Here is a 24,802-nt window from a genome sequence, read left to right on the forward strand (position 1 = left end):
TCAATGGGAGACCGCGAAAATGTCTCAACTGGAAAACTGCATACGAGGTCTTCACGGAAGAAGTGTTGCACTTAATTTGACAAACCGTCAAGTTTAAAAAAGAAAGCGCTTCCAATCATCCGGTATCGTACCGGAGACTTGGCATCCGTCACAACAAAAGTATGTGCCTGCGGTCGGACGACGACCCGGATGTCGCGGGTCAAAGGGCGAACGGACGACATGATGATCATCCGTGGTGTCAATGTCTTTCCGTCTGAGATTGAACGGGTCCTGCTGCAACAACCGGGTGTCACACCGCATTATCAAATTCACCGGATTCAACGGGCCGGTCTCGATGCATTGGAACTGCACATCGAACTCGAAACGGGGACAGTTGCTGAAGATCTGAAACGGATCATCTGCCATGCCATGAAAACCGAATGTCTGATCTCGGTTGATCTCGTTTGTCATCCGCCATACGGTCTTCCACGTTCTGAAGGCAAAGCTGTCCGCATCATCGACCGTCGCACAGCGTCTGAGAAGAAGTTTGTTTAAGCAGAGGAGGAAATGAAATGTACGATGCGACGCATCTTTTTGAACCACCGGTCATGACCGAAGAAGAAAAATTGGAACATTTTAAAGAACGGATCGAAAACGGGGAAAAAATCGAAGCTGACGACTGGATGCCTGATTTTTACCGCGACACGCTGATCAAATTGATTTCGATGCACGGAATCAGTGAAATCATGGGCGCTTTACCGGAAAAAGAGTGGGTACCCAAAGCCCCGTCCTTACGCCGGAAGCTCGGCATCATGGCAAAAGTCCAGGATGAGATGGGGCACGGTCAACTCCTGCTGCGGGTCGTCGAGGACTTGATGAAACCGTACGGAAAAACGCGGGCCGACTTGATGGACGATTTGTTTACGGGACGTCTCAAATTCCATAACGTCTTCCACATGCCGACCCGTTCGTGGGCAGATGCCGGGACGATCGGCTGGCTCGTCGACGGAGCAGCAATCATTACCCAGACGAACATGCTCGGGGCGTCCTACGGTCCTTATGCCCGGGCGTTGCAACGGATTTGTGCAGAAGAAGTGTTCCATGCCCAGCATGGTGAATCGATCATCATGGCATTGGCTGAAGGGACACCGGCACAAAAAGCGATGATTCAGGAATCCCTCGATGAGTGGTGGGAATCCCTGTTGATGTTCTTCGGACCGGCGACAAAAGAGACGACCGGGACGTCAAAACAAGACGTGACGATTGCTTATAAAATCCGGACGAAGACGAACGAAGAGCTGCGTCAAAATTTCTTTACGAAATATGTTCCCCGGATCCGTTCGCTTGGTTTTGTCATTCCGGATCCGACATTACGGTTTGATGAGGAAACCGGACAATGGATTTACGCCCAGCCGGACTGGACGGAATTCAAGAAAATCATTCAAGGCGGCGGTCCCCGTTCGAAGGAGCGACTCGCCTTACGTCAAACTTCGTATCAAAACAATGCGTGGGTGCGCGAGGCACTTGCTGAGACGATCGGCTGAAGGAGGAAAGACCATGACGGAAACGTTTTATCAAGAGTTCGAGATTTTCAGTAAACGGACGCCGAATGCTGCCTTTACGCATCAGTTCAGTCTACTGGCACCGAATAAAGAGATGGCCTTAATGATGGCGCAGGAAAACTTCATGCGGCGCGAACCGGTCGTCGACATCTGGGTCGTTAAACGGGAAGATATCCGGGGAATGACGCCGGATGAAAAGCAGATGCTGCAACGGCTGGATAACAAAGATTACCGGACGACGAAAGGGTACGGCTATCTGAAGAAAAAATGGCGGCATTATGAACAGCAGATGCTCGACGAAAAAGAAATCATGTCCTGGCAAGGAGGCGATTCCAAATGACGGAAGCAGAACGTTTGGCGTTGGCCTCACTGCTTTATCAATTAGCAGATGATGACTTTTTATACGCCTACCGCGGATCGGAATGGTTGGGACTCGCTCCGCATATCGAAGAAGATGTTGCGTCGTCCTCGATTGCCCAGGATTCGATGGGGCATGCAGCGATGTACTACCAATTGCTCGAAGAAATCGGTGAAGGAAAGGCTGATGCTTTGGCGCACGTGCGGCTCGCACATGAACGGAAAAATTCGGTCCTCGTCGAACGGGTCAACGGACCGGGATATTATATGGAGAATCCGGAATATGACTGGGCGTATGCCGTCGTCCGCAATTATTGTTATACGCTTGCGAAAAAGGTGCGGATCGATTCGTTGAAAAAAAGCAGTTATGCGCCGCTCGCAGCACTCGCCGTCAAGATCAACATGGAGTTGTATTATCATTTGTTGCACTGGCAGACGTGGTTCACCCAGCTGTATCAATCAACCGAAACCGCCCGTCAAAAAATGGACGCCGCCCTTGAACGGGTATTGGCTGACTTCGGTGATCTGTTTGATTACGGGGAAGCGACACAGCTGATTGACGAGATGCAGCTCATGGAAGATCAGGGAGTGTTGCTTGACCGCTGGTATCAGGCATTGACACCGGTCCTCGTCGATTTAAACGTCACGTTGCCGGAAATGAACATGACCTACAACGGACGAAACGGGGAGCACTCGCCTGATTTGAACGATGCCTTATCGACGCTCGGGGAAGTCTATCTGCTCGATCAGTCGGCTGTATGGTGAAGGAGGAAGGGCAGATGACGATCTTGCTGGAGCAAGAAATCCGGGACGCGCTAGATACGGTCAAGGACCCTGAAATCGATGCCGTCAGTATTCTGGATCTCGGGATGTTCGAAGCGATGGAGTGGACGGAGACAGCTGTCGGATACGATGTCCGGATTACACTGCTGCCGACATTTTTAGGATGTCCGGCGCTTGAGATCATTCAAAAAAATACGGAATCCGCGTTGTTGCAAGTACCTCGGGTCAATACGGTGAAAGTCGTCTTCCTGTTTGATCCGCCTTGGACATCGGACCGGATTACGGAACAAGGGATTGCCGGTCTGAAGTCCTTCGGGATTGCCCCGCCGCGAGTCGTCGACGGAAAGTGGGAAATCGACTGTCCGTACTGCGGATCGACGTTCGTTTCGATTGAAAACCTGTTTGGTCCGACGGCTTGCCGGAGTATTTTATATTGTAAATCATGCAAAAATCCATTCGAGGCGATGAAACCCGTCTCTACTCTCATGTGAAGGAAGGTAATCATTATGGTAAAACTAATCGCGCTTTATACACATCCGGAAAACAAGGAACAGTTTGACGAGCATTACTTCAACGTCCACGGTCCACTGACGGCAAAGATTCCCGGTCTGCAACAGATGACGGTCACGAAAATCGTCGGTTCACCGATGGGCGGAGACGGTAAATATTATCTGATGTGCGAAATGGTCTACGAAAGTCCTGAAACGATGAAAGCCGGCATGCGTTCGCTCGAAGGAAAAGCGTCGGGTAAAGACTTGATGGGCTTTGCGGGAGATCTCGTGACGTTAATGATTGGTGAGGAAGTCCATGCTGACGCCACAGTACGTTAAGACGAGTATCGAGGAGCGAATCGGCCGGATTCGACTGAATCGGCCGGAACGTTACAATGCCCTGAACCGGACGATGATCCGGGAAATCGTCGAAGCGATGGAACAATTCGATCAGGATGAGGCGGTCGCCGTCATCGTCCTGGACGGTGAAGGAAAGTCCTTTTCCGCCGGAGCCGACATCGAGGAGATGCTCGACGCGACACCGATTTCCATGGAACTGCTGGATCCGTTTGCTGATTGGGACCGGATCAGCCGGCTGCATAAACCGCTGATTGCGGCTGTCCACGGATTTGTGCTCGGCGGCGGTTTTGAACTGGCACTGGCCTGTGACTTGATTTATGCGACACCCGAGACGCAGTTCGGTTTTCCGGAAGTCGGACTCGGCGTCATGCCGGGAGCCGGCGGAACCCAACGACTGACGAACCGGATCGGTCGGACGCGGGCCCTTGAATGGTTGTGGACGGGCGACCGGATGTCGGCGTCGGAAGCAAATCATCTCGGAATCATCAACCGGATCGTGGAAGCGGACCAACTCGAAGCAAACGTTTTGGCGGTTGCCGGACGGATTGCGGCACAACCTATGATGTCCGTGCGACTGATCAAAGATGCCGTCGATAAGGCAGGCGATCTGTCACTGCAGGACGGCATGGACCATGAAAGAAGAAATTTCTACTTACTATTCGGCACGAGTGATCAGACGGAAGGGATGCAAGCCTTCCTCGACAAACGTCAACCGACATTCAAAGGAAACTAAAAGGAGTGGAAGCTATGTCAACGGTACATGAAAAAACAATCGAGATGAAACGTTCCGTTTATCATCTGGTCATCAACGGCGAGCAAGTCGAAGGGGCAACAGGGGAGACATTCAAGACCTATAATCCGGCAACGGGCGAAGTCATCGCGGAAGTCGCGAAAGCTTCAAAAGCTGATGCCGATCGTGCCGTACAGGCGGCACGGGAAGCGTTTGATCACGGGAAGTGGAAAATGTGGCCGGTCGGTCGCCGGTCGCAAGTTCTGAATAAAATTGCCGGCATCATGCGTTCACGTTTCAATGAGCTCGTGGAACTCGAGATTCTTGATACCGGGAAATCCCTCGCGGCAGCGCAAGGGCAAATCACGCAAGCGATTGAAGACTTTGAATTTTATGCCGGAGCCATCGTCGGTCACCGCGGTGCCGTCAATAACGTGCCGGGGCAATTCCATAACTACACGGAAAAAGAACCGGTCGGTGTCTGCGCCCAAATCATTCCGTGGAACTATCCGTTGATGATGGCGGCATGGAAAGTCGCACCGGCGATCGCCGTCGGTTGTTCGGTGGTCGTTAAACCGGCAACGCTGACGCCGTTGACAGCAATCATCCTCGGCGAAATTTGTCTCGAAGCCGGTGTACCGGCGGGAGTCGTCAACGTCATTCCGGGATCAGGCCGCGAAATCGGCAACCACTTGGTCGAACACCCGAATGTGGATAAAGTTGCTTTTACCGGTTCAACACCGGTCGGAAAAGACATCATGGGTCGGGCATCGGAAAGCTTAAAACGCGTCACACTCGAACTCGGCGGCAAATCACCGAACCTCGTGTTTGAGGATGCCGATATCACGGCAGCTGTCGATGGTTCGCTGTTCGGTATCTTCTACAACAGCGGCCAGTCGTGTGAAGCCCGGTCCCGCCTGTACGTCCACGAAGACATTTACGAAACGTTCATGGAACAGTTTGTCGCGAAGACGAAACAATTGGTGCTCGGGAATCCGTTTGACAAAGGGACACACGTCGGGGCGATCATCGACCAACAACAGCTCGATGTCATCGATGGCTATGTCCAATCGGCGAAAGCGGACGGAGCAACGATTTTGACTGGGGGTCAAGTCGAGAAAGTGGCTGGTTTTGAAGAAGGTTTCTGGTATGCGCCGACCATCATTGCCGATGTCACACACGAGATGAAAGCCGTCCAGGAAGAAATCTTCGGACCGGTCGTCGTCGTGATGAAGTTCAAGGATGAAAAAGAAGCGGTCCGTCTCGCAAACGATACGGAATTCGGACTCGGGTCAGCAATTTGGACAAAAGACGGGGCACGGGCGACGCGGATTGCGAATCAAATCAAAGCCGGTATCGTCATGATCAACTGTCCGTTCTCGGCCTTCCCGGGCACACCGTTCGGCGGCTACAAACAATCTGGTTTCGGACGCGAACTGTGTATCGAGACACTGGATTTATATACGGAAACGAAAAGTATCCTGTCGTATTACGGCAGTCGTCCACTTAATCCGTTCGGACTGTAAAACCAAGCGTGCGGACGTTCGTCCGCACGCTTTTTTAAAGGGGGAAAATCAGATGATAGTTCAACAGATGGTGGTCGTAGGGTCAGGTGTCATGGGAAGAGGGATTGCGTACGTGGCAGCAGCAAGCGGATTTGATGTGACGTTAGTCGACGTCGAACAAAAGCTGTTGACGTCCGCGCAACAGGAATTAGAAACGATTGCCGATAAAGCCATCATCCGCGGGAAAATGACGACGGAAGAAGTCGAACAGCTGTTCAGCCGTTTGAGTTATGCAACGGATTTAAAGGAGTCTGTCAAAGGCGCAAATCTTGTAATTGAGGCTGTCCCGGAACGACTCGACATCAAACGGACTGTGTTTGAGACGCTCGATCAGTATGCGCCGGCTGGTTGTATTTTTGCGACCAATACGTCGACGATGAGTCCGACCGAGATTGCGTCTTTCACGAAACGTCCGGAACGGGTCATGGCGATGCATTTCTTTAATCCGGTGCACCGGATGCCGCTCGTCGAACTGGCACAGGGGCTTGAAACGTCGGACGAAACGGTCATGATCTGTGAAACCGTCGCTCAACAAATGGGGAAAGAGACCGTCGTCATCCAAGAATTCCCCGGATTCGTCACGTCACGAATCAGTGCACTCGTCGGCAACGAAGCGTTTTATATGTTGCAGGAAGGACTCGGAACACCGGAAGAGATTGATAAAGCAATTAAGCTCGGACTGAATTATCCGATGGGACCGTTTGAACTCGGCGATCTTGTCGGACTCGACACCCGCTTGAACAATCTACGGTATCTGCATGAAAAACTGGGTGAAAAATACCGTCCGGCACCACTGCTCGAACAGTATGTCAAAGCAGGACGCCTCGGACGGAAAACCGGGCGCGGAGTCTACGATTATTCGGACAGCGGGGTGAAGACACGATGAGACGTGTCGCCATCATTGATGCCGTCCGTACACCGATTGGCCGGTATAACGGAGTTTTGAAAGACGTCCGTCCGGATGATTTAGGAGCTTGTGTCATCAAAGCATTGATTGATCGCAATCCGGAGGTGGATCCGGTCCGAATCGAAGAAGTGATTTTCGGAAATGCCAATCAGGCAGGGGAGGACAACCGGAATGTCGCCCGGATGTCCGGTTTGCTTGCAGGTCTGCCGGTCGAAGTTGCTGGGACAACCGTCAACCGGCTCTGTGGTTCCGGACTCGATGCTGTCATCGCAGCAGCCCGGGCGATCGCAATGAACGAAGGGGACATCTACATTGCCGGCGGAACGGAAAGTATGACCCGGGCACCGCTCGTCATGGCAAAGACGGAAACAGGCTTTGCCCGCGGGAACACGACGATCTATGACACGACGATCGGCTGGCGCTTCGTTAATGAAAAACTGAATGCCAAGTACGGAACAGACTCGATGCCGGAGACGGCGGAACACGTCGCAACCCGGTACGGGATTTCTCGGGAAGAACAGGATGATTTTGCCTATTTAAGTCAGCAACGGGCCAAACAGGCGATGGTGACACAACGTTTTCAAACAGAACTTGTGCCGGTGCAGTATATGACACGCAAAGGACAGGTCGTCGAAGTGAATACGGACGAACATCCACGTCCCGACACGAGCCGTGAAAAGCTCGGAACACTCAAAAGCCTGTTTCCCAATGGCACCGTCACGGCAGGGAATGCTTCCGGTGTCAATGACGGAGCAGCCGCCCTGTTGTTGATGAGCGAAGAAACGGCGGAACGTCTTGGTCTGACGCCGCTTGCCTATTACCGGGCCAGTGCCGTCGCCGGTGTCGAACCCGCCGTCATGGGAATCGGACCGGTCGATGCGACCCGTAAAGCGCTGAAACGGGCGGGATTGACGATTGAGCAACTGGATTTGATTGAACTCAACGAAGCCTTTGCGGCGCAAAGTGTCGCCTGTATGCAAGAACTTGGATTACCGCCGGAAAAAGTCAACGTCAACGGAGGAGCGATTGCATTTGGTCATCCGCTTGGTGCCAGCGGGGCACGGATTTTAACGACGCTTTTACACGAGATGTGCCGAACGAACCAGACATATGGTCTGGCGACGATGTGTGTCGGCGTCGGACAGGGTATCGCCTTGATCGTCGAACGGGAGGGACTTGTATGATCCACTTTGAACAAACAGGACACATTGGCTTGATTCGAATTGACCGGCCGGAACGAATGAACTGCTTTGACTATCCGACACTGGTTGAACTGCAACGGCTGGTCGATATGGTCCGTGTCAATCCGGTGATTCGTGTTGTCCTGTTCACAGGGACGGGGAAAGCCTTTAGCGCAGGAGCCGACTTAAAGGAACGGATGACCTTGACGGAAACGGAAGTCCGGCGAAACGTCGTCGCGATCCGTGACGTTTTTTCAAGTATCGCCGGCCTACCTCAACCGACGATTGCCGCCGTCAACGGACATGCACTTGGTGGTGGGTTCGAGTGGATGCTCGCGTGTGATTTCCGGATCATCGTCAAAGGGGCACTGGTCGGATTGACGGAAACGAGTTTCGGCATCATTCCCGGTGCCGGTGGGACACAACGGTTGCCGCGGTTGATTGGAGAGACACGAGCGAAGGAATTGATTTTCACCGCTAAAAAGATTGATGCCGAAACCGCTGAACGGTACGGAATCGTATCACGGGTCGTCTCGACGGTGGAAGAACTGATGGAGGTCTGTCTCGCCTTCGCTAACGAGATGTTGAAAAACGGACCGGTCGCCATCCGTCAGGCGAAACAGGCGATTGATCACGGACTTGATCACACGCTTGCCGAAGGATTAAAAATTGAGACCAATGCCTACGAAGTGGTCATCCCGACCGAAGACCGGCTGGAGGCTTTACAAGCCTTTGCTGAAAAACGAACGGCGCAGTTTCAAGGCAAATGAGGATGGTCGCGCTCTGAAATAACACGTATACTAACGGTAGACAAAAAAACGTTATATTAAAGAGAGAGTGAATGACATGAGTGCGAATACACAATCGATGATTTTCACCGTATACGGGGACTACATTCGACATTACGGCAATCAGATTTGGATCGGGAGTCTGATTCGTCTGCTGAAAGAGTTTGGTCATAACGAACAGGCAGTCCGTGTGGCCGTCTCACGGATGGTCAAACAAGGCTGGTTGACCTCTGAAAAGCAAGGCACTAAAAGTTTTTATTCGTTGACACCACGTGGGGTCGAGCGAATGGAAGAAGCTGCGCGACGGATTTATAAATCGACGCCCCACGTCTGGGACGGAAAGTGGCGGACGTTGATGTATACGATCCCGGAAGACAAACGACAAATTCGGGATGAGTTGCGAAAAGAGTTGTCCTGGAGCGGTTTCGGTAATTTATCGAACGGCGTCTGGATTTCCCCCAATCCGCTCGAAAAAGAAGCGGAACGTCTGATTGAGGCATACGGAATCACCGAGTATGTCGATTTTTTCGTCGGTGAATACCATGGTCCACAACAGGATCAATCGCTGGTCGAACGTGCTTTTCCGCTTGACGAACTCCAAGAACGGTATGAGACGTTCATCGCCGAGTACAGCCGGCGTTATATCGTCCATCAAAGCCGGATCCAGCTCGGTGAGATGGACGACGAACAATGTTTCGTCGAACGGACGACACTCGTCCATGAATACCGGAAGTTTTTGTTCAGCGATCCCGGTCTGCCGCAAGAATTATTGCCGGACGCATGGAGTGGCCAGCATGCTGCCTTATTGTTCGAGCAGTATTACCGATTACTCGCGGAACCGGCAAGCCGATTCTTTGAAACGATTTTTCAGAAAACGCATGACGTGTCACAAAAAAGCGCCGATTATGATGCATTGGAACATCCGTTATTTGCCGAGCGGTAATCAAGAAAACGCTCATCCCGAGGTTTCGAGATGAGCGTTTTCTTGATGAAAATCAGTCCTGTGCAAACTGTTTCCGGAAGGCATATCCTTTATCGACATACGAATCAATCGATTCTTGAATCATCTCGAGGTCTGCTGCCGTGAGTTCACGCACGACTTTACCGGGTGATCCGATGATCAACGAACGAGGCGGGAATTTTTTACCGGACGGAATTAATGTGTTGGCGCCGATGATACATTCTTCCCCGATTTCGGCATGATCGAGAACAGTCGCCCCCATACCGACGATGGAACGCCGACCGATTTTACAACCGTGCAAGATGGCATTGTGCCCGACCGTCACTTCATCCGCGATGATGACCGGTGCTCCTTCGTAGAGATGGATGGTCGCATTGTCCTGGATACTGCAACGTTTCCCGATCGTAATCGGACCTTCATCGCCTCGAAGGACGGCATTGAACCAAATCGTCGATTCTTCACCGACGGTCACGTCACCAATCAAAAAAGCACCGGGAGCGACAAAAACGTGTTCTGCTAAGCTTGGAGAAACATCGCGGTACGGAATATTCATGAGAATGCCTCTTTTCTAAAAATGAATTAAAATTCAGTCTTACTTAGTATACCATTCTTAGCAACGGAAACGGAGGGAGACCATGTCTCGTCTATGTACCAAATTACAGATCGATGTGCCCATTATTCAAGGCGGCATGGGAAACATCAGCCATGCCGAACTGACGGCAGCAGTCTCGAATGCTGGGGGACTCGGAACGATTGGATGCGGGACGATGACGCCTGCTGAAGTCAAACGATTGATTGAAGAGACACGCCGCTTGACGTCGCGTCCTTTTGCCCTGAATATCGCCATCCGGGTCTCGCCTCATGTCGAGCAGTTGATTGCGTTGGCGATTGAGGAACGGATTCCGGTCGTGTCCCTGTCGGCCGGTAATCCGGCACCTTTCTTGGAAAAGTTACGGGAGGCGGGGATCCAGACGATTGGTGTGGTCGCTTCCGTCAAACAGGCTGTCAAAGCCGAACAGGCAGGAGTGGATGTGCTGGTGGCGGAAGGGGTCGAAGCAGCGGGTATCAATTCACCGCTTGAGTTGACGACGATGACCTTGATTCCGCAAATCACGGATCATGTCACGATTCCTGTCCTTGCAGCCGGTGGAATCGGCGACGGGCGAGGCCTTGCCGCTGCCTGGATGCTCGGAGCAGAAGGGGTGCAGCTTGGAACCCGATTGATTGCGACACAAGAATCCCGTGTGCACGAACAGTATAAAAGACATCTCGTGCAGGCGGATGATCTCGCGACACGAATCATTGGCCGTGAAGTCGGACAAGTCCGCCGTGTTTTGAACGGACCGTATGTCGAGACATTGCAACCAACATCACTTGCTGCCTTTCAAGAACAGACGAACGAATCGTTTCATATCAAAGGAGCACTCGAGGGCGACGAGACAGAAGGGTACGTCAACGCCGGTCTCGTTTCCGGTTTGATTGATGATGTTCCAACCGTTGCGGAACTGTTTAACCGAATGATGGACGACGCGTTCGGGCGGATCGAACGGATGTACCGGACACTCCAGTAGTGTGAATTCAAAAGAAGCAGGCCTACGTGGTCGGCTTCTTTTTTATTTTTCAGGACATTTGTCCTTTTCAAAGGATAATAGAATGCGGTCTACTCATAATTAGAGAAAAAGGAGGATGAAGATGCAAGGAATCATTTTTGCTTTATTCAGTGGACTGTTTATCGCACTGCAAGGCATCTTTAATGCCCGGCTCGGTGACGCGGTTGGTCCATGGTTATCCGTGACAATCGTCCACTTCGTTGGGTTAATCGGCTGTTTGTTGATTTATGGATTCGTCCGGGATCGGAAAATCGGTGGTTTTCGTACGTTGCCGCTTGTGTATGCAAGCGGCGGATTACTCGGCGTCCTAGTCGTCGTCACGGAACTGACGTCGATTCAACTGCTTGGGATGACATGGGCGATGTCGCTGTTGCTCGTCGCCCAGATCTTATGTGCCTTTGTAATTGATTTGAACGGCTGGTTTGGTGTCATTAAAAAAAGCAGTAACAAAGGACAATGGATCGGTGTCGGCTTGATGTTGACCGGCGTCTTGATCTTTTCGCTCGCATGAAGTGAATCAAAGGAGGAAATCAAATGGGGTTAGGAATGTTTTGTGCCATCGTCGCAGGGATAATGATCAGTTTACAAACCGTTTTGAATGCACGGATGAGTCATGCCTTTGGCGCCTGGGCGACGACAACGTTAGTCTTTTTTGTCGGATTGCTCGGTTCGTTGCTCGCATTGGTCTTCTTTCGGGGCGGAACACTTGCGGCGCTTACAGAGGTCGAACCGCTTTATCTATTTGGTGGTTTCGTCGGAGTCGGTGTCGTGTTTTGTGTCATGCGGGGGATTCAACTGCTCGGACCGTCGATTGCGATTTCCGTCGTCTTGATTTCGCAACTCAGTTTTGCGCTGTGTGTCGACGTCTTTGGCTGGTTCGGTTTACCGAAAGTTGATTTGTCGTTTGGACAGATCATTGGATTGGTCGTCATGCTGAGCGGAATTTTCGTCTTGAAACGGTATCAAGTCGTGGATGAGGCGAAACAAATAGCCGACATCAAAGCGATTTCTTAAGCGAATCGCCAACAAATCAGCGGATGAATCGAAAAAGAGATCCCCCTTTCGCACGACTTTTACGTAAAGTGCATGAAAGGGGGGTCTCTTTTGAAAAACGTCCGATTTGAATCAGACGGATACTTCTTCTTTCCAGGCCACATCGATGAAGGCATCGCGACCCGATGCTTTCCGGTCTTTTTTGTAATGTTCCGGATTTTTTTTGTGGAAGTCTTGATGGTATTCTTCCGCCGGATAGAAGGCGTGTGCCGGTTCGATCCGTGTGACGATCGGTTGCTTAAAACGGTTTGTCGCAGCTAGCGCATCACGTGACGCGATGGCTGCAAGTCGTTGTTCTTCCGTATGGTAAAAAATCGCCGGAGCATACTGTGTACCGCGGTCCTGGAATTGTCCGCCGGCATCGGTCGGATCCGTTTGTGGCCAATACAGTTCCAGTAACCGTTCGTATGAAAAGAGTGCCGGATCAAATGTAATCTCGACGACTTCGGAATGTCCGGTCGTTCCGGTTTTGACCTGCTCATATGTCGGGTTGTCGACGTGTCCTCCTGTATAACCGGACACGATACTGTGAATCCCCGGTAATTCCTCAAATGGTGTCACCATGCACCAGAAACATCCTCCTGCAAATGTTGCTTTTTCCATGTCATCTCTCCCTTTCCCTTGGCTTCTTGAGCCGTAGTCCTGTCATTTCCGACAGCGAGAAAACGAAAACGACTCCTCTGCTTGGTTGCAAAAGGAGTCGCCGCTTTTTATCAACCAAAGCTTTCGCTTTGCTGGTCGTAGCACCTTGCTGTGCGCAGGTTGCTGGGACGTCATCGATCCAGATCTCTCGGTCCACTCTTGATAAGTGTTATATGAAGTTGATGTAAGTTCGTTATCATTGGGATGATAATACCATTCATAAAAGTGGAAAGTCAATCCTTATGTTTGCAAGGCACGCAGAACGGTCGCCCCTAACGTTTTGGCCCCGATCAGTAAGGCCTGTTCATTGATTTCGTACTTCGGGTGATGTTGTGGATAGATGGTGCTTCCGTCTGTCTTCGCAGAACCGGTAAAGAAATAACTTCCCGGGACGTGTTCTAAATAATAAGCAAAATCATCCGCTGCCATCATCGGTTTGACTTCACGGACCTGTGCCTCCGGTAAAAACGAAGCCGCTTCTTGGACCAACTTCGTCTCATTCGGATGATTCCAGAGCGACGGGTAACCGGTCGTGAAATCAATCGAATATGTAGCGCCAATTCCAGCACACGTCGTTCGGGCAACGAGATCGACCTGTTGGCGTAACTGATGCCGGAGTTGCTCGTTGAACGTCCGGATTTCACCGACGATCCGGGCTTCGCCGGTGACGATGTTCGGTGCCGTCCCGGAATGGAACGAGCCAATCGCGACGACGGCAGGTTCAAAGGGATCGACCCGTCGGCTGACGAGATGCTGTAAATTACAGACGAGTTGTGCTCCAGCGACGAGTGCATCTTGCGTCCGGTGCGGGGCTTGCGCATGACCACCTTGTCCATGGACGACGATTTCGAATTCATCGATCGCGCATAACGTATGGCCGCTGTGATAGCCAATCGTTCCGACCGGGAGATCATTTTCAAGATGGGTCCCGAAAATCGCATCAACCCCGTCGAGACAACCATCTTCGATCATTTGAATCGCACCTCCCGGAAAGACTTCTTCGCCATGTTGATGAATGAAGACGATGGTCCCTTCGAGTTCCTCTTGCAACGGCTTGAAGGCAGCGGCGAGTCCGAGGACGATCGCCGTATGGCCGTCATGTCCACAGGCATGCATGACACCGGGGCGGATTGAACGGAACGAAAGATCGGTTTCTTCCTGGAGCGGTAACGCGTCAAAATCCGCCCGGACAGCAATCGTTTTTCCGGGACGTGTCCCTTTGAGTGTCGCGACGATGCCGCTCCCTCCGACTTGTTCGCGGTAGGGGATACCAAGTGCTTCATAAAAGGCGATGATTTTTGCGGGTGTCCGGACTTCTTGGAACGATAATTCCGGGTGACGGTGAAAATCACGCCGTAAACGAATCATCTCGGCTTCGTATTGATCGAGAGCAGCAAATAAATTTTCTTGCATCGAAATCATCCTTTTCGGTATGTCTTGAGGAAAAACGGGTACAGATAGAGGTAATCAAATCAGAGGAGGAATTAACACATGGGTGAAATCATCGTCAATGCCGTTCTTACAGTCAAAGCAGGATTAGCTGATCAAGTCTTTCCAATTTTAAGTACAGTCTACAAAGCCGCACAAAACGAGCCGGGCTGCCTACGTTATACGTTACATCAATCGATTGAAAATGAACATCAGTTCATGCTCTATGAAGTCTATCAAGACGAAGCAGCACTCGAGACACATATCGCATCGGACCACTATAAAGCCTACCGGGAACAAATCGAATTATACCTTGAGGACCGTCAAGTGACGAAATACGTCGAGATGACATTCTGAATCAAGGAAAGAAGGGCGTACGGATCCTCAAGGGTCCATACGCCTCTTTTGTGTTACATCGATTTAAAGCCAAGGAAATGTTCGCGCCAGCGTGGTTCATAAATCGAATTGATCTGGAGCTGTGAGCCCCCGGCATGGATGAAGTATTCATTGTCGAGCATGATGCCGATATGCGACGGACCATCGGTATACGTATTTTCGAAAAAGACGATATCCGAGCGTTTTCCGCTGCTGATCGTCGTGCGACGGTTCGTAAAGAAGGCGCCGTACCAATAGCCGCTGACATTTGTCCGTCCACCGTATTTCCCGGCTTGGTTCGTGGCGTAATGTATCAAACCCGAACAGTCAAAGCCGCCATTGGCTGCCGTTTGCGAACCCCATGTATACGGCGTTCCTAGGTGTTTGGCGGCCGCTTGGATCAATTTTTCGCCACGTGACGTATTTTTTTGAGCAATCCGTGTGTCGCTTGTGACGGTGACAGCGCTGACCGGCAGATAGACAGGAGACCAGCCGGACTGGATGACATAAAAGTTTCCGACCCGGTACCGGGGATAAACCCGTTTTCCCTGTTCGATCAAGCCGGTACCTTTCGGACTGACGGGTGTCGCAAAATAAGACGTCGTTGTTTTGACCGTATAGATTTTTTGACGGTTGATTGCCTGTTGGGTGTAGCGCATATCCGGTTTCGTCGTCCCGATATACGGGTTGATGACATAACCGGTCGTCCCGTTCGGTAACCGGACTTTCCAGAAATCATCGTCAATCGCCTTCAGACCGATCAGCTTTGTCCCTTTACTTAAATAGCCAGCAGGACGGCTGTAAGCGACATCGGCTGAAAACAGCGGTGTCTGATCAAAATGAACATAAAAAACTGTTCCGATTTTAGACGGTGCGACCGGTTTGTTGAGACCGAGTTTACTCGAGTCGACGAAGCCGAACGTCGTTCCGATTTTGACACGTGTGTAGTAACCGCTTTTGCCGTAAATCGACAGCGCCGTATTCTTTTTCAGTGTCCCGATTTTTCCAGTCAGGCTTGCTTTTGGATGAATGACCAGTTTATCTTCGAGCACATACCGTGTCCCGGTCACATCATACAGATCAGGTTTTTTTGTTACGAGATCTGTCGTCTTGACGTAGCCATAGACGGTACCAAGCTTGACGCGTGTGTACGCGCCGCTTGTTCCGTAAATATCAATCTGTTCTGCTCGTTTCATAGTACGGACAATGGTTTTCGCCGTCGTGTCTTTAAAAATCGATGTCGATTTGCTGGTATACCGGAGACCTGTCTTCGCATAGACTTTTGTTTTCGCAAGGGCACTCGTCAAGACGAAGGCATACTGACCGCGGAACAGAATCCGGCTGTAGGCCCCACTTGTGCCATAGACGGTCAATAACGTATTCGTTTGATGATTTTTCAAAATCGGACTGGAGCTGCTTGCTGCCTGACGAATCGGGGTTGATGCCTGGACATAAAGGCGGTCCGTTTTGGCATACACTTTTAATGGTGCCAATGCACTTGTTAAGACGAAGACATGCTGACCGCGGAATAAAATCCGGCTATACGCGCCGCTCGTTCCATAGACCGTCAGGAGTGTATTCGTCTGATGCTGTGCGAGTATCGGGCTCGTACTGTTCGCAGCTTGACGGACCGGCGTCGGACTTTGCACATAGAGGCGGTCAGTCTGCTCAAAAAATGCAAGATCCCCAAGGTGTGCCGTCAAGACAAAACCATACGTATCATTCAACCGGACACGCGTGTAGTTACCGGAGACGCCGTAGATGTCGATACGTTGATTTTGTGCCAGTGTTCCAAGTGGTTTTCCGGTTGCGGAAGCGGTCGGATAGACAGTCGTGAGGTGTTGGCTGTATTTTTTGCCGGTCACCGAGTACGAGGTGACTTTTTTTGTTCCGAGATGAGCTGTCAAAATGAAAGCATAACGATCGTTCCACTTGATCCGGGTAAACGTGCCGGACGTTCCGAATGTTTCGACGGGTTGATTGACGGCGTATTCTGCAAGAACTGTTCCGCTAGTATCAGCCGTCGGATAGACCATCGTTTTCTGTTGGACAAAGCGTTCCCCGGTCGTTACATAGACAGGGGTTGCACTGAGATCAGCCGTCAAAACGAACTGATACACCGTGCCCTGTTTGATGCGTGTGAAAAGACCTTCTTGACCGTATGTATCGACTGCTGCATTTTGAGCCAACGATTCGGTTGTCACCGTTTCTGAAGCAGCTGCTGTATAAAGTGGCGTTGATTTATTCGTATATCGGCTGTCGATTTTTGAGTAGGTTGGAGCAACGGCCAATTGTTCGGTCTTGACGAAGCGATAAACACCGTCGAGCAGGATGCGCGTAAACAGACCTTCTGTCCCGAACGTCTCGACTTCCGTCGCAGCAGGTAACGTTTGAAGTGCGTCAGTACTGTCCGGTGTTTCAAATACAGGGGTGACCGCTTGGGTGAACTGTTTGCCGGTCGCAACGTCCGTCTGTTCGTCGACGACTGCCGGAGCAACGTCACCTTCTGCAAGACCGTTGACCGGAAATGAACTAAACAACATGACGGAAGCAGCCAGTGAGGTGAACCATTTTTTTGATAAAGGCATCGTATGTAAGACTCCATTTCTTGAAAAATTAATTTTGAACCAATTATAACTAAGTTTACCATGTTCATTTTTCATGAAGTAGTAAGATATCAAAAAAAGTCAATTTCAGACTAAAAATTGGGAACAAAGGAAAAGGTGTTCTCCTGTTTTGGAGAAACACCTCTTTCATCATTTCGTGTCGTCTTCATGGTCGACTTGCCACTCCCAATCGAGCATGCCGTAGATCAGTGAGTCGCGCCAATGATCTTCCAAGTAGACAGTCTCACGCAGTTGTCCTTCCTTTGTCATCCCGACTTTTTGCAAGACACGTTCTGAGGCAAGGTTTCGCGGATCACAGGTCGCCGTAATGCGATGTAATTCTAACTTCTCGAAGCCGAATTCGAGTAAAAAACTAGCGATGGACGTCGCATACCCATTACCCCATTCGTCGGGAGACAGGATATAGCCAATTTCCGCACTTTTATGTTCGGCATCGGTGATGACAAGTTCGCCAGCACCGATAACATGGTCGTTTGAAAAGGTAACGGCAAAGACATAGCGGCGTCTCGGATTTTCAAGCTCACTTTCGAGCGCATCATGGATGAACTGTTTACTATCACTTTCGGAGTTTGGTCCCCATGACTGATACTGGCTGACAATCGGTTGTGAAGCATAGGCATGGACGGCTTCTAAATCCTCTGGCGTGAAACGACGAATACGTAGTTGCTCGTTGATTTTATAGCGCATGATGGACTCCTCCTCTATAGTTGACTCTCTCTATATATTGGCCATTCGGTCTGATTTTCCTGTTTGACAGGCAAAATCAAGCGTGCTAAAGTCGGTGTATCGAATGAAATGAATAGTGATCCTCTAGGGTTCCGTTCGGCTGGACCAAGGGAGGAACATAAGGGAAACCTTATGCAACGGAGGGATAAAAGCCCGGGAGTAAAGCGTTTTGGCGCTTGCTCTCGGGCTTTTTTGTTGGAGATATAAGGAGGAAATTATATGACTAAGTATTGGTTGAGTATCGTTTTAGCGGCATTTTTTGAAGTCGGCTGGGTCATCGGATTAAAACACGCGGCGACACCACTCGAATGGGGGGCGACGATCATCAGTATCATCGTCAGTTTCACCGTTCTGATCAAAGTCAGTAATCATTTACCGGTCGGAACGGTGTACGCGGTATTCGTTGGGCTTGGAACGGCAGGGACTGTCCTGACAGACATCCTATTGTTTGGTCAATCCGCGTCGATCGTCAAATTGATGCTGATTGTTGTTTTGCTCGTCGGTGTCATCGGATTGAAGTTAGTCAGTGGGGAGGGTGAAAAACAATGAGTTGGTTTTATTTGATTCTCGCAGGATTATTTGAGATGGTTGGTGTCGTTTTGATCAACACGTTTAATCAACAAAAAAATGCAAAAAATCTTCTGTTGATGTTCGCTGGTTTTGGATTCAGTTTTTTATTCCTGACCTTGGCGATGAACGAACTTCCGATGGGAACGGCATATGCAGTCTGGACCGGAATCGGTGCAGCAGGCGGCGCAGTTCTCAGCATGATTTTTTATAAGGAAGCGAAAGATTGGAAACGGCTGGTCTGTATCGGTTTGATCATCAGTGCGACCATCGGTTTGAAGCTGATTGGAGAATAAACATAACATTTAGATTACTTTTCCGATCAGAGCCGACTTAGTGGCATATTTTAGTGTGAAAAAGGAAATACTCCTTATAAGACAGTACGTCATTAAAATCGTGCATAAGGGGATGGATCGGTATGAAGACGAAACAGTATATCGGAACGTTTTATAAAGAAGAAGAATTGATCTCGAAAATGGATGAGTTGCATCAGCAAGGTCATCGCGAAGAAGATTTTTATATCATCGTCAAAGAGAAATCGAATCTGCAACTCGTTCGGAGCCAAATGGACGCGGAGATCGCAACGACGAAACCATCATGGCTTGACCGGATTCGGGGCAATCAGGGACGCGATCAGGAAGTAGATAGTCTGTTTGGTTCACTGGAGTTACCGGCTGATCAAGTCGAAGTCCATAAAACAGAAGTCGAAGGCGGCGGATTCGTGTTATTACTCGAAGTCCAGGACATCCAGTTCGATCCCCATCTGAATACGGACAATACCCATCCGGATGTCAAAGTTCGTTATGGCAGTTATGAAGAAACACGTACGTCAGAGGATGCCAATTCGAATGCCCAGCTTGGATCAGGGAATCCGCTTGATGTCGATAAGGATTCAAAAGAAGAGCATGCCGAAATTGATCTGCATCGAGCGGGTACAGATAAGATGCCGCAAGATGAACAAGCGATTGATCACGCAAAGCTTAATGGAGACCGCGAACCGAACATTGCGATGCGGCGTGATGATGACTTCAAACGTCCCGAGTGGGAAGAACAAAAAGCACGTCACGAAGACAAGGATGAAGATGAAAAACAAGAGCTTCATCGTCCGAACCGTTCGGCAGACCACTCAGATGATCTGGCGAAACAAGATCATGGGAATGATTTGGATCGTTAAAAAATAAAAACGGAGTGCTCTAAGCACTCCGTCAACATCAAACGATGTTCACTTTACCTGTGAGCATCGTTTTGTTTTTCATTTTTTATGCATCTCGTCCGGATTCGAACCGGTCCGTTCATCCCGGTTCAGCTGATCGATTTGCTTCATGTCATCAGACGATAAAACAAAATCAAAGACATCTAAATTTTCTTGAATCCGGTTTGGTGTGACGGATTTTGGAATCGCGATGATGTCATGCTGCAGGTGCCACCGTAAAATGACTTGAGCCGGTGTTTTGGCGTGACGTGTCGCGATGTCTGTGATGACAGGCTCCGTTAAGGCGTCGCGTCCTTTCATTAAAGGACTCCATGCTTCGACGACAATTCCGTTTTTCTGACAAAAATCACGAATCGCTTTTTGGCTCAAGAACGGATGCAGTTCAATCTGATTGACGGCAGGGACAATCGTTCCTTCTTCGAGAATCCGCTTGAGATGCGGGATGTGGAAGTTTGAGACACCGATGGCTTTGGTTTTTCCTTCTGCATAGAGGTGCTCGAGGGCCCGCCACGTGTCCATATATAAATCCTCATCCGGCATCGGCCAGTGAATCAAATACAGATCGACATAGTCGACACCTAATTTTTGAATGCTCGTTTCAAAAGCGGTCAGCGTTTCCTCATAACCTTGATCCTTGTTCCAGACTTTCGTCGTCAAAAAGATATCTTTCCGCGGAATCCCCGAATCTCGTAAAGCGCGTCCGACACCGGCTTCGTTTTCATAAATCATCGCGGTATCAATCGAACGGTAACCTGCCCGTAAAGCTTCGAGTACGGCCTCATAGACGTCTTGTTCAGGAACTTTAAACACACCATAACCCAGTTGTGGCATGACAAGTCCATTGTTTAATGTGATGTAATCCATCAAAATTTCCCCCTTTGGATGACAAATCTGTACTCACTTCAGTGTACGCCTTCCGTTACGGAAAATCGAATCAAACGAAGGGTTGAACCAGGGGACGGATTTCCGTATACTGAGCGTTAACAAATAATGGAATGAGGGGTCAGGATGATTCGTCAAGCAGTCTTACAATACATACACGAAGAACGCGCAGTTGACCGTCTAACGGAATTGTTAGCGGGAAGAAAAACCGTCATGATTCACGGAGAGAAGGCGCTGCAAGCGGCCTCACCGTATTTAGGAAAATTCCCTACACTTGTTTTCCGTGGGCACTGTACGGATGAACAAGTCGGACAGCTCGTAGATGCATGTGAGACCTATGAAATCATCATTGCTCTCGGTGGCGGTTCCGTCATTGATACGGCAAAACAAGTGGCCGTCAAACGGAATTGTCCCTTGATTGTCATTCCGACGATCGTCTCGAACTGTGCCCCATGGACACCCCTTAGTGTCATGTACGACGAACGGGGGCAGTATCTTCGTTTCGATACGATTCCCGTCGTCATCGAAGCGTTATTGCTCGACCACCGGATTTTAGCAGCCAGTCCATATGATTATTTTGTTGCCGGACTCGTTGATACGTTAGCCAAGTGGTATGAGGCACGCGCTCTCAGCGGCACGACGGCAGACGATCCGGTTGTCGAGTCCGCACTGCGGATGGCAGAACACTGTAAAGAGCTGATTTTGCGGACGCCGATCAGTCCGGAACAATTTAAGGACTATCCGTCATCGATTCAATATCTGGTGGAGACGGTCATTCCCCTTGCCGGAAGTGTCGGTGGATTCGGTGACGAAGCAACACGGGGAGCAATTGGTCATGGTATCCACAATGCGTTGTCTCCGTTTCCTTCGACGCATCGGATGCTGCATGGAAGTAAGGTCGGATATGGGCTGTTGATTCAAGAGTTGTTGCTCGGACAGACGGAGTCCTATGCAGAATTGCAGCACTATTTAGTAACCAATCAGCAACCGACGACGAGTGCACAACTCGGATTGACGGAGGCAGAACGGCAAAAAATAGCAGAGCGGATTGGCCAGGAGCCGCTTTGTCAGTTGATCAAAACGGATTTGTCCCCGGAAACAGTTCTTTCAATTTTAATGAAAAACGACCAGCACGTTGCGTACGCTCGTTGAAGCAGGTACGAAATAAAAAGCAAATCCGACGCCCGAATTGACCGGGAATAGGATTTGCTTTTCTTGATTACTGTGCTTTGGCAAATTCAGAATAAGGCGCAGGACGACCAAGCAGATAACCTTGTCCGAAGTCAAAACCAAGTTCGCGGCATAAGTCGAGCTCTTCCTGGCGTTCGATGCCTTCCGCGAGGATTTGAATCCCCATCTCTTTTGTTAAGTGACGTGCTTTTCGTAAAAAGGTTTCATTTTCAGCTACCGTATCACAATGGGAGATGAAGTCACGATCGATTTTGATGTAGTCCGGTTGCAGGAGGGACAACATATCGAGTGTCGAGAAGCCCGCTCCGACGTCGTCGAGCGCCACTTGGATCCCTTGTTTCTTATACTGTTCGAAGACGTGTTTCAAATGATTGACGTCTTCAATTTTTTCCGTTTCAACGACTTCAAACACAAGCCGGCTTGGATCCACATTATACCGTTCGACGATCTCGAACGTATGGCGAAGGCAATATTCCGGGTTGTAGATGGTCGAAGGAAGGAAATTGATAAACGTTTTTTCTGTCCCGCCAACTAAATGTGTCGCACGAATGGCCTCTTCGCGAGCACGTTGGTCGAGTCTTGAATGGAGACCCATCTTCGAAGCCGTCGAAAACAGCAAACCAGGTGACATGGAAACGTTTTGGTCCGCGGCTCGAAGTAATGCTTCGTTAGCGAACAGCGTGTTGTCTTGAATGTTGAAGATGGGTTGTAAATGACTGGTCATGACGCCGTTCTGGATAAAGTCAATCGTCTGCCGGTGACGCACCTGCTCGAGTAAAACCGAGGCGGCAAGCACCGGAGTGACGAGGCGAGAACCAGTTGCCCGGCAGGAGACCGGGAAATCTGCAATCCGTAACGTCGATTCGAGTAATTGCTCCAGTTGTTCAAAGGAATCATAAGAAACCACTTCGGATTCAGGTGACTGGATATGTAGGGAACCAGTCTCAATAAAGCGGATTGTCGTAGTACATTCAGCGCAAGGATGCCATATCAATAGATTTCCACCTCTCCTAGTAAAATACATTTTCAAAAGATGTATTTATTAAATTAGTTAAACTCTTTACCCGAAGATAATCCATCGCTAAACCGGATATCAACTATTTGTCCTTCTATTGACCAAACTAAAAAAAGAGATAGGTGAATTCGTCTAAGAAACGAATTCTCTATCTCTTTTATCGGTATCTGTCGATTGATTCTAAAGGACTAAAGTCGCATCCACAAAATCCAGGCGGTCAGATGAAGCAGTAAAGCAAGTGGAACAAACAATTGAAACTTCGCTGTCCGCGTTTTATGGCGGACAAGTTGCATCGCAAGTAACGTACCAAGTGCTCCACCAAGGAAAGCGATCGTTAATAAGGTGGCTTCCGGTGTCCGCCATGCCCGGTGTTTCGCCTGACGTTTATCCCGCCACATCGAAACGAAACCAATCCCGGTCATGATGCTGTAAAACAGAAGAATAATGGAGAAGGGTGTCATTCGATACCTTACCTTTCTGCGCCGCCGCCGCCGGAACTGCCCCCGCCGCCACGACTTCCACCACCGCCACCGCCGCCACGCATAATGGCAGAGAAGATGTTGATGATGGCAAAGAAGAACATTCCGCCGGTGAACTTCATGTCAAGAAGCAGCAACAGGACAAGTCCGGCGCCAATCAGGACTTTTGCCCAGGTACTTAAACCGCCGTCAGCACTCTTTTTGACCGGATCCTGCGATTCAAGCGATTGTTCTTTTGAGATGACGCTGACGACGGCTTTATACGTTTCAGAAGCCGCCTTACCATAGTCCCCTTGGTCGCGGTAGGGGACCGCATACTGATCAAGAATCCGTCCGGCAGTGATATCGGTCAGAATTCCTTCCAATTTATAGCCGACTTCGATCCGGAAATTTCGGTCTTTTTCGTTTGGAGCGACGACGACTAAAATGCCGTTATCTTTTCCGGCCTGTCCAATGCCTTGTGCCCGGAAGGTTTCATTGGCATACGTGCTTAAATCTTGTCCTTTTAAATCCGGCACAGTCTTGAGCACAACCTGTGCCGTTGTATATTGTTCGAGTTCTTGCCCGAGACGAGCGAGTTCCGCTTCTTCCGACGCGGTCAGCAGCTGTGCATCATCCTGGATGAAGAATGCTGCGCCCGTGCGTTCTGACACGGCTTCGGCAGTCGGAGTCAGAAGGAAGAAGACGAGGAACGCGGTGAAAAGCAGTCGCGTTCGTCGCCAAATCATTTCGAGTCACTATTGAAGTCGACCGTTGGGTTTTCACGGTCACTGTCTGAGATTTCATAATATGGTTTTTTCTCAAAACCAAACGCCGAAGCATAAAGCGAAGTTGGGAAACTGCGACGTTTTTTATTATAGACGGTCACGGCGTCATTATAATCCTTACGGGCGATACCGAGACGATTTTCCGTTCCTTCGAGTGTATCCATCAACGATTGGAACCGTTCACTTGATTTGAGTTCCGGATACGTCGTTTGCAAGGCAATCAGTCCGCGAAGTGAAGACGTGACTTGCTGATCGGCTTCGATCCGCTGTTCCGTCGAAGCGGCCCGTGCGAGACCAGCTTGTGCCTCAGCAATATCACCATACACTTTTTGTTCCTGACCGGCGACACCTTTGACGGTTTCGACGAGATTCGGAATTAAATCCGCTCGGCGTTTGATTTGGTTATCGACTTGCGACCACTTATTTGAAACATCTTCTTCGACATTGACGAGACTGTTGTATTGTCCGATTGCTAAAAAGGCAATCAGGACGACGACAGCAATCCCGATGATAAGAGGTAACTTGGAACCTCCACGATTTCTACGTGCCATAAATTCGTTCAC

General features: G+C 49.9%; 30 protein-coding genes and 1 riboswitch. Of the genes, 20 read left to right on the forward strand and 10 right to left on the reverse strand.

What is annotated here, in order from left to right; all coding sequences use genetic code 11:
- Positions 1 to 138: 138 nt before the first annotated feature.
- From KNQ13_RS09620 to paaX, 12 genes are all read left to right on the forward strand, one after another.
- The gene (locus KNQ13_RS09620; RefSeq protein ID WP_026830695.1) at positions 139 to 534 is read left to right on the forward strand and encodes a phenylacetate--CoA ligase family protein; all 396 of its coding nucleotides are present in this window, start codon (positions 139 to 141) and stop codon (positions 532 to 534) included.
- A gap of 17 nt (positions 535 to 551) precedes the next feature.
- Positions 552 to 1,523 carry a 1,2-phenylacetyl-CoA epoxidase subunit PaaA gene (gene paaA, locus KNQ13_RS09625; protein ID WP_209548325.1) on the forward strand — a complete coding sequence of 324 codons (972 nt, stop codon included), beginning with the start codon at positions 552 to 554 and terminating at the stop codon, positions 1,521 to 1,523.
- Positions 1,524 to 1,536: 13 nt separating this feature from the next.
- Positions 1,537 to 1,881, forward strand: a complete 345-nt coding sequence (gene paaB / locus KNQ13_RS09630) for a 1,2-phenylacetyl-CoA epoxidase subunit PaaB (RefSeq protein WP_026830697.1) — start codon at positions 1,537 to 1,539, stop codon at positions 1,879 to 1,881.
- Positions 1,878 to 2,663, forward strand: a complete 786-nt coding sequence (gene paaC, locus KNQ13_RS09635) for a 1,2-phenylacetyl-CoA epoxidase subunit PaaC (RefSeq protein ID WP_026830698.1) — start codon at positions 1,878 to 1,880, stop codon at positions 2,661 to 2,663. Before paaB ends, paaC begins: the two co-directional genes overlap by 4 nt.
- A 14-nt stretch (positions 2,664 to 2,677) precedes the next feature.
- On the forward strand, positions 2,678 to 3,172 hold the full coding sequence (paaD, locus tag KNQ13_RS09640) for a 1,2-phenylacetyl-CoA epoxidase subunit PaaD (protein ID WP_026830699.1): 495 nt from the start codon (positions 2,678 to 2,680) through the stop codon (positions 3,170 to 3,172).
- A 15-nt stretch (positions 3,173 to 3,187) separates the two neighbouring features.
- Positions 3,188 to 3,511 carry an EthD family reductase gene (locus tag KNQ13_RS09645; protein ID WP_014969405.1) on the forward strand — a complete coding sequence of 108 codons (324 nt, stop codon included), beginning with the start codon at positions 3,188 to 3,190 and terminating at the stop codon, positions 3,509 to 3,511.
- Positions 3,489 to 4,265 carry an enoyl-CoA hydratase/isomerase family protein gene (locus KNQ13_RS09650; protein ID WP_026830700.1) on the forward strand — a complete coding sequence of 259 codons (777 nt, stop codon included), beginning with the start codon at positions 3,489 to 3,491 and terminating at the stop codon, positions 4,263 to 4,265. Before KNQ13_RS09645 ends, KNQ13_RS09650 begins: the two co-directional genes overlap by 23 nt.
- Before the next feature lie 14 nt (positions 4,266 to 4,279).
- On the forward strand, positions 4,280 to 5,788 hold the full coding sequence (locus tag KNQ13_RS09655) for an aldehyde dehydrogenase family protein (RefSeq protein WP_026830701.1): 1,509 nt from the start codon (positions 4,280 to 4,282) through the stop codon (positions 5,786 to 5,788).
- Between the two features lie 52 nt (positions 5,789 to 5,840).
- Entirely contained in the window at positions 5,841 to 6,713 is an 873-nt protein-coding gene (locus KNQ13_RS09660; RefSeq protein ID WP_251027403.1) for a 3-hydroxyacyl-CoA dehydrogenase, read from the forward strand.
- Complete coding sequence (locus KNQ13_RS09665; protein WP_026830703.1) at positions 6,710 to 7,918, forward strand: acetyl-CoA C-acyltransferase; 1,209 nt, start codon at positions 6,710 to 6,712, stop codon at positions 7,916 to 7,918. The genes KNQ13_RS09660 and KNQ13_RS09665 overlap by 4 nt, the downstream gene beginning before the upstream one ends.
- On the forward strand, positions 7,915 to 8,685 hold the full coding sequence (locus tag KNQ13_RS09670; RefSeq protein WP_026830704.1) for an enoyl-CoA hydratase-related protein: 771 nt from the start codon (positions 7,915 to 7,917) through the stop codon (positions 8,683 to 8,685). Before KNQ13_RS09665 ends, KNQ13_RS09670 begins: the two co-directional genes overlap by 4 nt.
- 76 nt (positions 8,686 to 8,761) lie before the next feature.
- Complete coding sequence (paaX, locus tag KNQ13_RS09675) at positions 8,762 to 9,646, forward strand: phenylacetic acid degradation operon negative regulatory protein PaaX (protein WP_014969411.1); 885 nt, start codon at positions 8,762 to 8,764, stop codon at positions 9,644 to 9,646.
- Positions 9,647 to 9,698: 52 nt separating this feature from the next.
- Here paaX and KNQ13_RS09680 read toward each other — a convergent pair whose 3' ends face one another.
- The gene (locus KNQ13_RS09680; protein ID WP_026830705.1) at positions 9,699 to 10,217 is read right to left on the reverse strand and encodes a gamma carbonic anhydrase family protein; all 519 of its coding nucleotides are present in this window, start codon (positions 10,215 to 10,217) and stop codon (positions 9,699 to 9,701) included.
- Between the two features lie 82 nt (positions 10,218 to 10,299).
- On the opposite strand from KNQ13_RS09680, the gene KNQ13_RS09685 reads away from it, so the two are divergent.
- From KNQ13_RS09685 to KNQ13_RS09695, 3 genes are all read left to right on the forward strand, one after another.
- Positions 10,300 to 11,235, forward strand: a complete 936-nt coding sequence (locus KNQ13_RS09685) for an NAD(P)H-dependent flavin oxidoreductase (protein WP_014969413.1) — start codon at positions 10,300 to 10,302, stop codon at positions 11,233 to 11,235.
- Between the two features lie 121 nt (positions 11,236 to 11,356).
- Positions 11,357 to 11,785 carry a DMT family transporter gene (locus KNQ13_RS09690; RefSeq protein ID WP_014969414.1) on the forward strand — a complete coding sequence of 143 codons (429 nt, stop codon included), beginning with the start codon at positions 11,357 to 11,359 and terminating at the stop codon, positions 11,783 to 11,785.
- A gap of 23 nt (positions 11,786 to 11,808) precedes the next feature.
- The gene (locus tag KNQ13_RS09695; protein WP_026830706.1) at positions 11,809 to 12,288 is read left to right on the forward strand and encodes a DMT family transporter; all 480 of its coding nucleotides are present in this window, start codon (positions 11,809 to 11,811) and stop codon (positions 12,286 to 12,288) included.
- 111 nt (positions 12,289 to 12,399) lie between these two features.
- Here KNQ13_RS09695 and msrA read toward each other — a convergent pair whose 3' ends face one another.
- The gene (gene msrA, locus KNQ13_RS09700; protein ID WP_026830707.1) at positions 12,400 to 12,930 is read right to left on the reverse strand and encodes a peptide-methionine (S)-S-oxide reductase MsrA; all 531 of its coding nucleotides are present in this window, start codon (positions 12,928 to 12,930) and stop codon (positions 12,400 to 12,402) included.
- Between the two features lie 104 nt (positions 12,931 to 13,034).
- Positions 13,035 to 13,138, reverse strand: a riboswitch (SAM riboswitch).
- Between the two features lie 71 nt (positions 13,139 to 13,209).
- A complete protein-coding gene (locus tag KNQ13_RS09705; RefSeq protein ID WP_026830708.1) occupies positions 13,210 to 14,382 on the reverse strand; it encodes a M20 metallopeptidase family protein in 1,173 nt (390 codons plus the stop codon).
- 78 nt (positions 14,383 to 14,460) lie between these two features.
- Between KNQ13_RS09705 and KNQ13_RS09710 the strand changes: the two genes are divergently transcribed.
- On the forward strand, positions 14,461 to 14,754 hold the full coding sequence (locus KNQ13_RS09710) for a putative quinol monooxygenase (RefSeq protein ID WP_026830709.1): 294 nt from the start codon (positions 14,461 to 14,463) through the stop codon (positions 14,752 to 14,754).
- Between the two features lie 53 nt (positions 14,755 to 14,807).
- On the opposite strand, the gene KNQ13_RS09715 is transcribed toward KNQ13_RS09710, so the two are convergent.
- Both KNQ13_RS09715 and KNQ13_RS09720 read right to left on the reverse strand, forming a co-directional pair.
- Complete coding sequence (locus KNQ13_RS09715) at positions 14,808 to 17,360, reverse strand: SH3 domain-containing C40 family peptidase (RefSeq protein WP_236624364.1); 2,553 nt, start codon at positions 17,358 to 17,360, stop codon at positions 14,808 to 14,810.
- Between the two features lie 168 nt (positions 17,361 to 17,528).
- On the reverse strand, positions 17,529 to 18,086 hold the full coding sequence (locus KNQ13_RS09720; protein WP_014969419.1) for a GNAT family N-acetyltransferase: 558 nt from the start codon (positions 18,084 to 18,086) through the stop codon (positions 17,529 to 17,531).
- A 258-nt stretch (positions 18,087 to 18,344) separates the two neighbouring features.
- On the opposite strand from KNQ13_RS09720, the gene KNQ13_RS09725 reads away from it, so the two are divergent.
- The 3 genes from KNQ13_RS09725 (at position 18,345) to KNQ13_RS09735 (ending at position 19,866) form a co-directional block, all read left to right on the forward strand.
- Positions 18,345 to 18,674, forward strand: a complete 330-nt coding sequence (locus tag KNQ13_RS09725; protein ID WP_026830711.1) for a DMT family transporter — start codon at positions 18,345 to 18,347, stop codon at positions 18,672 to 18,674.
- Positions 18,671 to 18,988 carry a DMT family transporter gene (locus KNQ13_RS09730; RefSeq protein ID WP_014969421.1) on the forward strand — a complete coding sequence of 106 codons (318 nt, stop codon included), beginning with the start codon at positions 18,671 to 18,673 and terminating at the stop codon, positions 18,986 to 18,988. The genes KNQ13_RS09725 and KNQ13_RS09730 overlap by 4 nt, the downstream gene beginning before the upstream one ends.
- 122 nt (positions 18,989 to 19,110) lie before the next feature.
- A complete protein-coding gene (locus KNQ13_RS09735) occupies positions 19,111 to 19,866 on the forward strand; it encodes a general stress protein (protein ID WP_026830712.1) in 756 nt (251 codons plus the stop codon).
- Between the two features lie 78 nt (positions 19,867 to 19,944).
- Here KNQ13_RS09735 and KNQ13_RS09740 read toward each other — a convergent pair whose 3' ends face one another.
- Positions 19,945 to 20,769 carry an aldo/keto reductase gene (locus KNQ13_RS09740; protein WP_026830713.1) on the reverse strand — a complete coding sequence of 275 codons (825 nt, stop codon included), beginning with the start codon at positions 20,767 to 20,769 and terminating at the stop codon, positions 19,945 to 19,947.
- Between the two features lie 144 nt (positions 20,770 to 20,913).
- Here KNQ13_RS09740 and KNQ13_RS09745 point away from each other — a divergent pair, with 144 nt between their 5' ends.
- Positions 20,914 to 21,939, forward strand: coding sequence for an iron-containing alcohol dehydrogenase family protein (locus KNQ13_RS09745; protein ID WP_026830714.1), 1,026 nt, complete (start codon positions 20,914 to 20,916; stop codon positions 21,937 to 21,939).
- Positions 21,940 to 22,006: 67 nt separating this feature from the next.
- Here KNQ13_RS09745 and KNQ13_RS09750 read toward each other — a convergent pair whose 3' ends face one another.
- The 4 genes from KNQ13_RS09750 to KNQ13_RS09765 form a co-directional block, all read right to left on the reverse strand.
- Entirely contained in the window at positions 22,007 to 22,972 is a 966-nt protein-coding gene (locus KNQ13_RS09750; RefSeq protein WP_236624365.1) for an EAL domain-containing protein, read from the reverse strand.
- Positions 22,973 to 23,181: 209 nt separating this feature from the next.
- Positions 23,182 to 23,454, reverse strand: a complete 273-nt coding sequence (locus KNQ13_RS09755; RefSeq protein ID WP_014969426.1) for a DUF1294 domain-containing protein — start codon at positions 23,452 to 23,454, stop codon at positions 23,182 to 23,184.
- 8 nt (positions 23,455 to 23,462) lie between these two features.
- On the reverse strand, positions 23,463 to 24,200 hold the full coding sequence (locus KNQ13_RS09760) for a TPM domain-containing protein (protein WP_026830716.1): 738 nt from the start codon (positions 24,198 to 24,200) through the stop codon (positions 23,463 to 23,465).
- The gene (locus KNQ13_RS09765) at positions 24,197 to 24,790 is read right to left on the reverse strand and encodes a LemA family protein (protein WP_014969428.1); all 594 of its coding nucleotides are present in this window, start codon (positions 24,788 to 24,790) and stop codon (positions 24,197 to 24,199) included. The genes KNQ13_RS09760 and KNQ13_RS09765 overlap by 4 nt, the downstream gene beginning before the upstream one ends.
- Positions 24,791 to 24,802: the final 12 nt, after the last annotated feature.

Source organism: Exiguobacterium sp. s128 (assembly GCF_018618815.1).
In the GTDB taxonomy this organism is placed as follows: Bacteria; Bacillota; Bacilli; order Exiguobacteriales; family Exiguobacteriaceae; genus Exiguobacterium_A; species Exiguobacterium_A antarcticum.

Coding starts and splice junctions, on each gene's coding strand:
- paaA (WP_209548325.1), top strand. CDS start 552: ATGTACGATGCGACGCATCTTTTTGAACCACCGGTCATGACCGAAGAA.
- paaB (WP_026830697.1), top strand. CDS start 1,537: ATGACGGAAACGTTTTATCAAGAGTTCGAGATTTTCAGTAAACGGACG.
- paaC (WP_026830698.1), top strand. CDS start 1,878: ATGACGGAAGCAGAACGTTTGGCGTTGGCCTCACTGCTTTATCAATTA.
- paaD (WP_026830699.1), top strand. CDS start 2,678: ATGACGATCTTGCTGGAGCAAGAAATCCGGGACGCGCTAGATACGGTC.
- KNQ13_RS09645 (WP_014969405.1), top strand. CDS start 3,188: ATGGTAAAACTAATCGCGCTTTATACACATCCGGAAAACAAGGAACAG.
- KNQ13_RS09650 (WP_026830700.1), top strand. CDS start 3,489: ATGCTGACGCCACAGTACGTTAAGACGAGTATCGAGGAGCGAATCGGC.
- KNQ13_RS09655 (WP_026830701.1), top strand. CDS start 4,280: ATGTCAACGGTACATGAAAAAACAATCGAGATGAAACGTTCCGTTTAT.
- KNQ13_RS09660 (WP_251027403.1), top strand. CDS start 5,841: ATGATAGTTCAACAGATGGTGGTCGTAGGGTCAGGTGTCATGGGAAGA.
- KNQ13_RS09665 (WP_026830703.1), top strand. CDS start 6,710: ATGAGACGTGTCGCCATCATTGATGCCGTCCGTACACCGATTGGCCGG.
- KNQ13_RS09670 (WP_026830704.1), top strand. CDS start 7,915: ATGATCCACTTTGAACAAACAGGACACATTGGCTTGATTCGAATTGAC.
- paaX (WP_014969411.1), top strand. CDS start 8,762: ATGAGTGCGAATACACAATCGATGATTTTCACCGTATACGGGGACTAC.
- KNQ13_RS09680 (WP_026830705.1), bottom strand. CDS start 10,217: ATGAATATTCCGTACCGCGATGTTTCTCCAAGCTTAGCAGAACACGTT.
- KNQ13_RS09685 (WP_014969413.1), top strand. CDS start 10,300: ATGTCTCGTCTATGTACCAAATTACAGATCGATGTGCCCATTATTCAA.
- KNQ13_RS09690 (WP_014969414.1), top strand. CDS start 11,357: ATGCAAGGAATCATTTTTGCTTTATTCAGTGGACTGTTTATCGCACTG.
- KNQ13_RS09695 (WP_026830706.1), top strand. CDS start 11,809: ATGGGGTTAGGAATGTTTTGTGCCATCGTCGCAGGGATAATGATCAGT.
- msrA (WP_026830707.1), bottom strand. CDS start 12,930: ATGGAAAAAGCAACATTTGCAGGAGGATGTTTCTGGTGCATGGTGACA.
- KNQ13_RS09705 (WP_026830708.1), bottom strand. CDS start 14,382: ATGCAAGAAAATTTATTTGCTGCTCTCGATCAATACGAAGCCGAGATG.
- KNQ13_RS09710 (WP_026830709.1), top strand. CDS start 14,461: ATGGGTGAAATCATCGTCAATGCCGTTCTTACAGTCAAAGCAGGATTA.
- KNQ13_RS09715 (WP_236624364.1), bottom strand. CDS start 17,360: ATGCCTTTATCAAAAAAATGGTTCACCTCACTGGCTGCTTCCGTCATG.
- KNQ13_RS09720 (WP_014969419.1), bottom strand. CDS start 18,086: ATGCGCTATAAAATCAACGAGCAACTACGTATTCGTCGTTTCACGCCA.
- KNQ13_RS09725 (WP_026830711.1), top strand. CDS start 18,345: ATGACTAAGTATTGGTTGAGTATCGTTTTAGCGGCATTTTTTGAAGTC.
- KNQ13_RS09730 (WP_014969421.1), top strand. CDS start 18,671: ATGAGTTGGTTTTATTTGATTCTCGCAGGATTATTTGAGATGGTTGGT.
- KNQ13_RS09735 (WP_026830712.1), top strand. CDS start 19,111: ATGAAGACGAAACAGTATATCGGAACGTTTTATAAAGAAGAAGAATTG.
- KNQ13_RS09740 (WP_026830713.1), bottom strand. CDS start 20,769: ATGGATTACATCACATTAAACAATGGACTTGTCATGCCACAACTGGGT.
- KNQ13_RS09745 (WP_026830714.1), top strand. CDS start 20,914: ATGATTCGTCAAGCAGTCTTACAATACATACACGAAGAACGCGCAGTT.
- KNQ13_RS09755 (WP_014969426.1), bottom strand. CDS start 23,454: ATGACACCCTTCTCCATTATTCTTCTGTTTTACAGCATCATGACCGGG.
- KNQ13_RS09760 (WP_026830716.1), bottom strand. CDS start 24,200: ATGATTTGGCGACGAACGCGACTGCTTTTCACCGCGTTCCTCGTCTTC.
- KNQ13_RS09765 (WP_014969428.1), bottom strand. CDS start 24,790: ATGGCACGTAGAAATCGTGGAGGTTCCAAGTTACCTCTTATCATCGGG.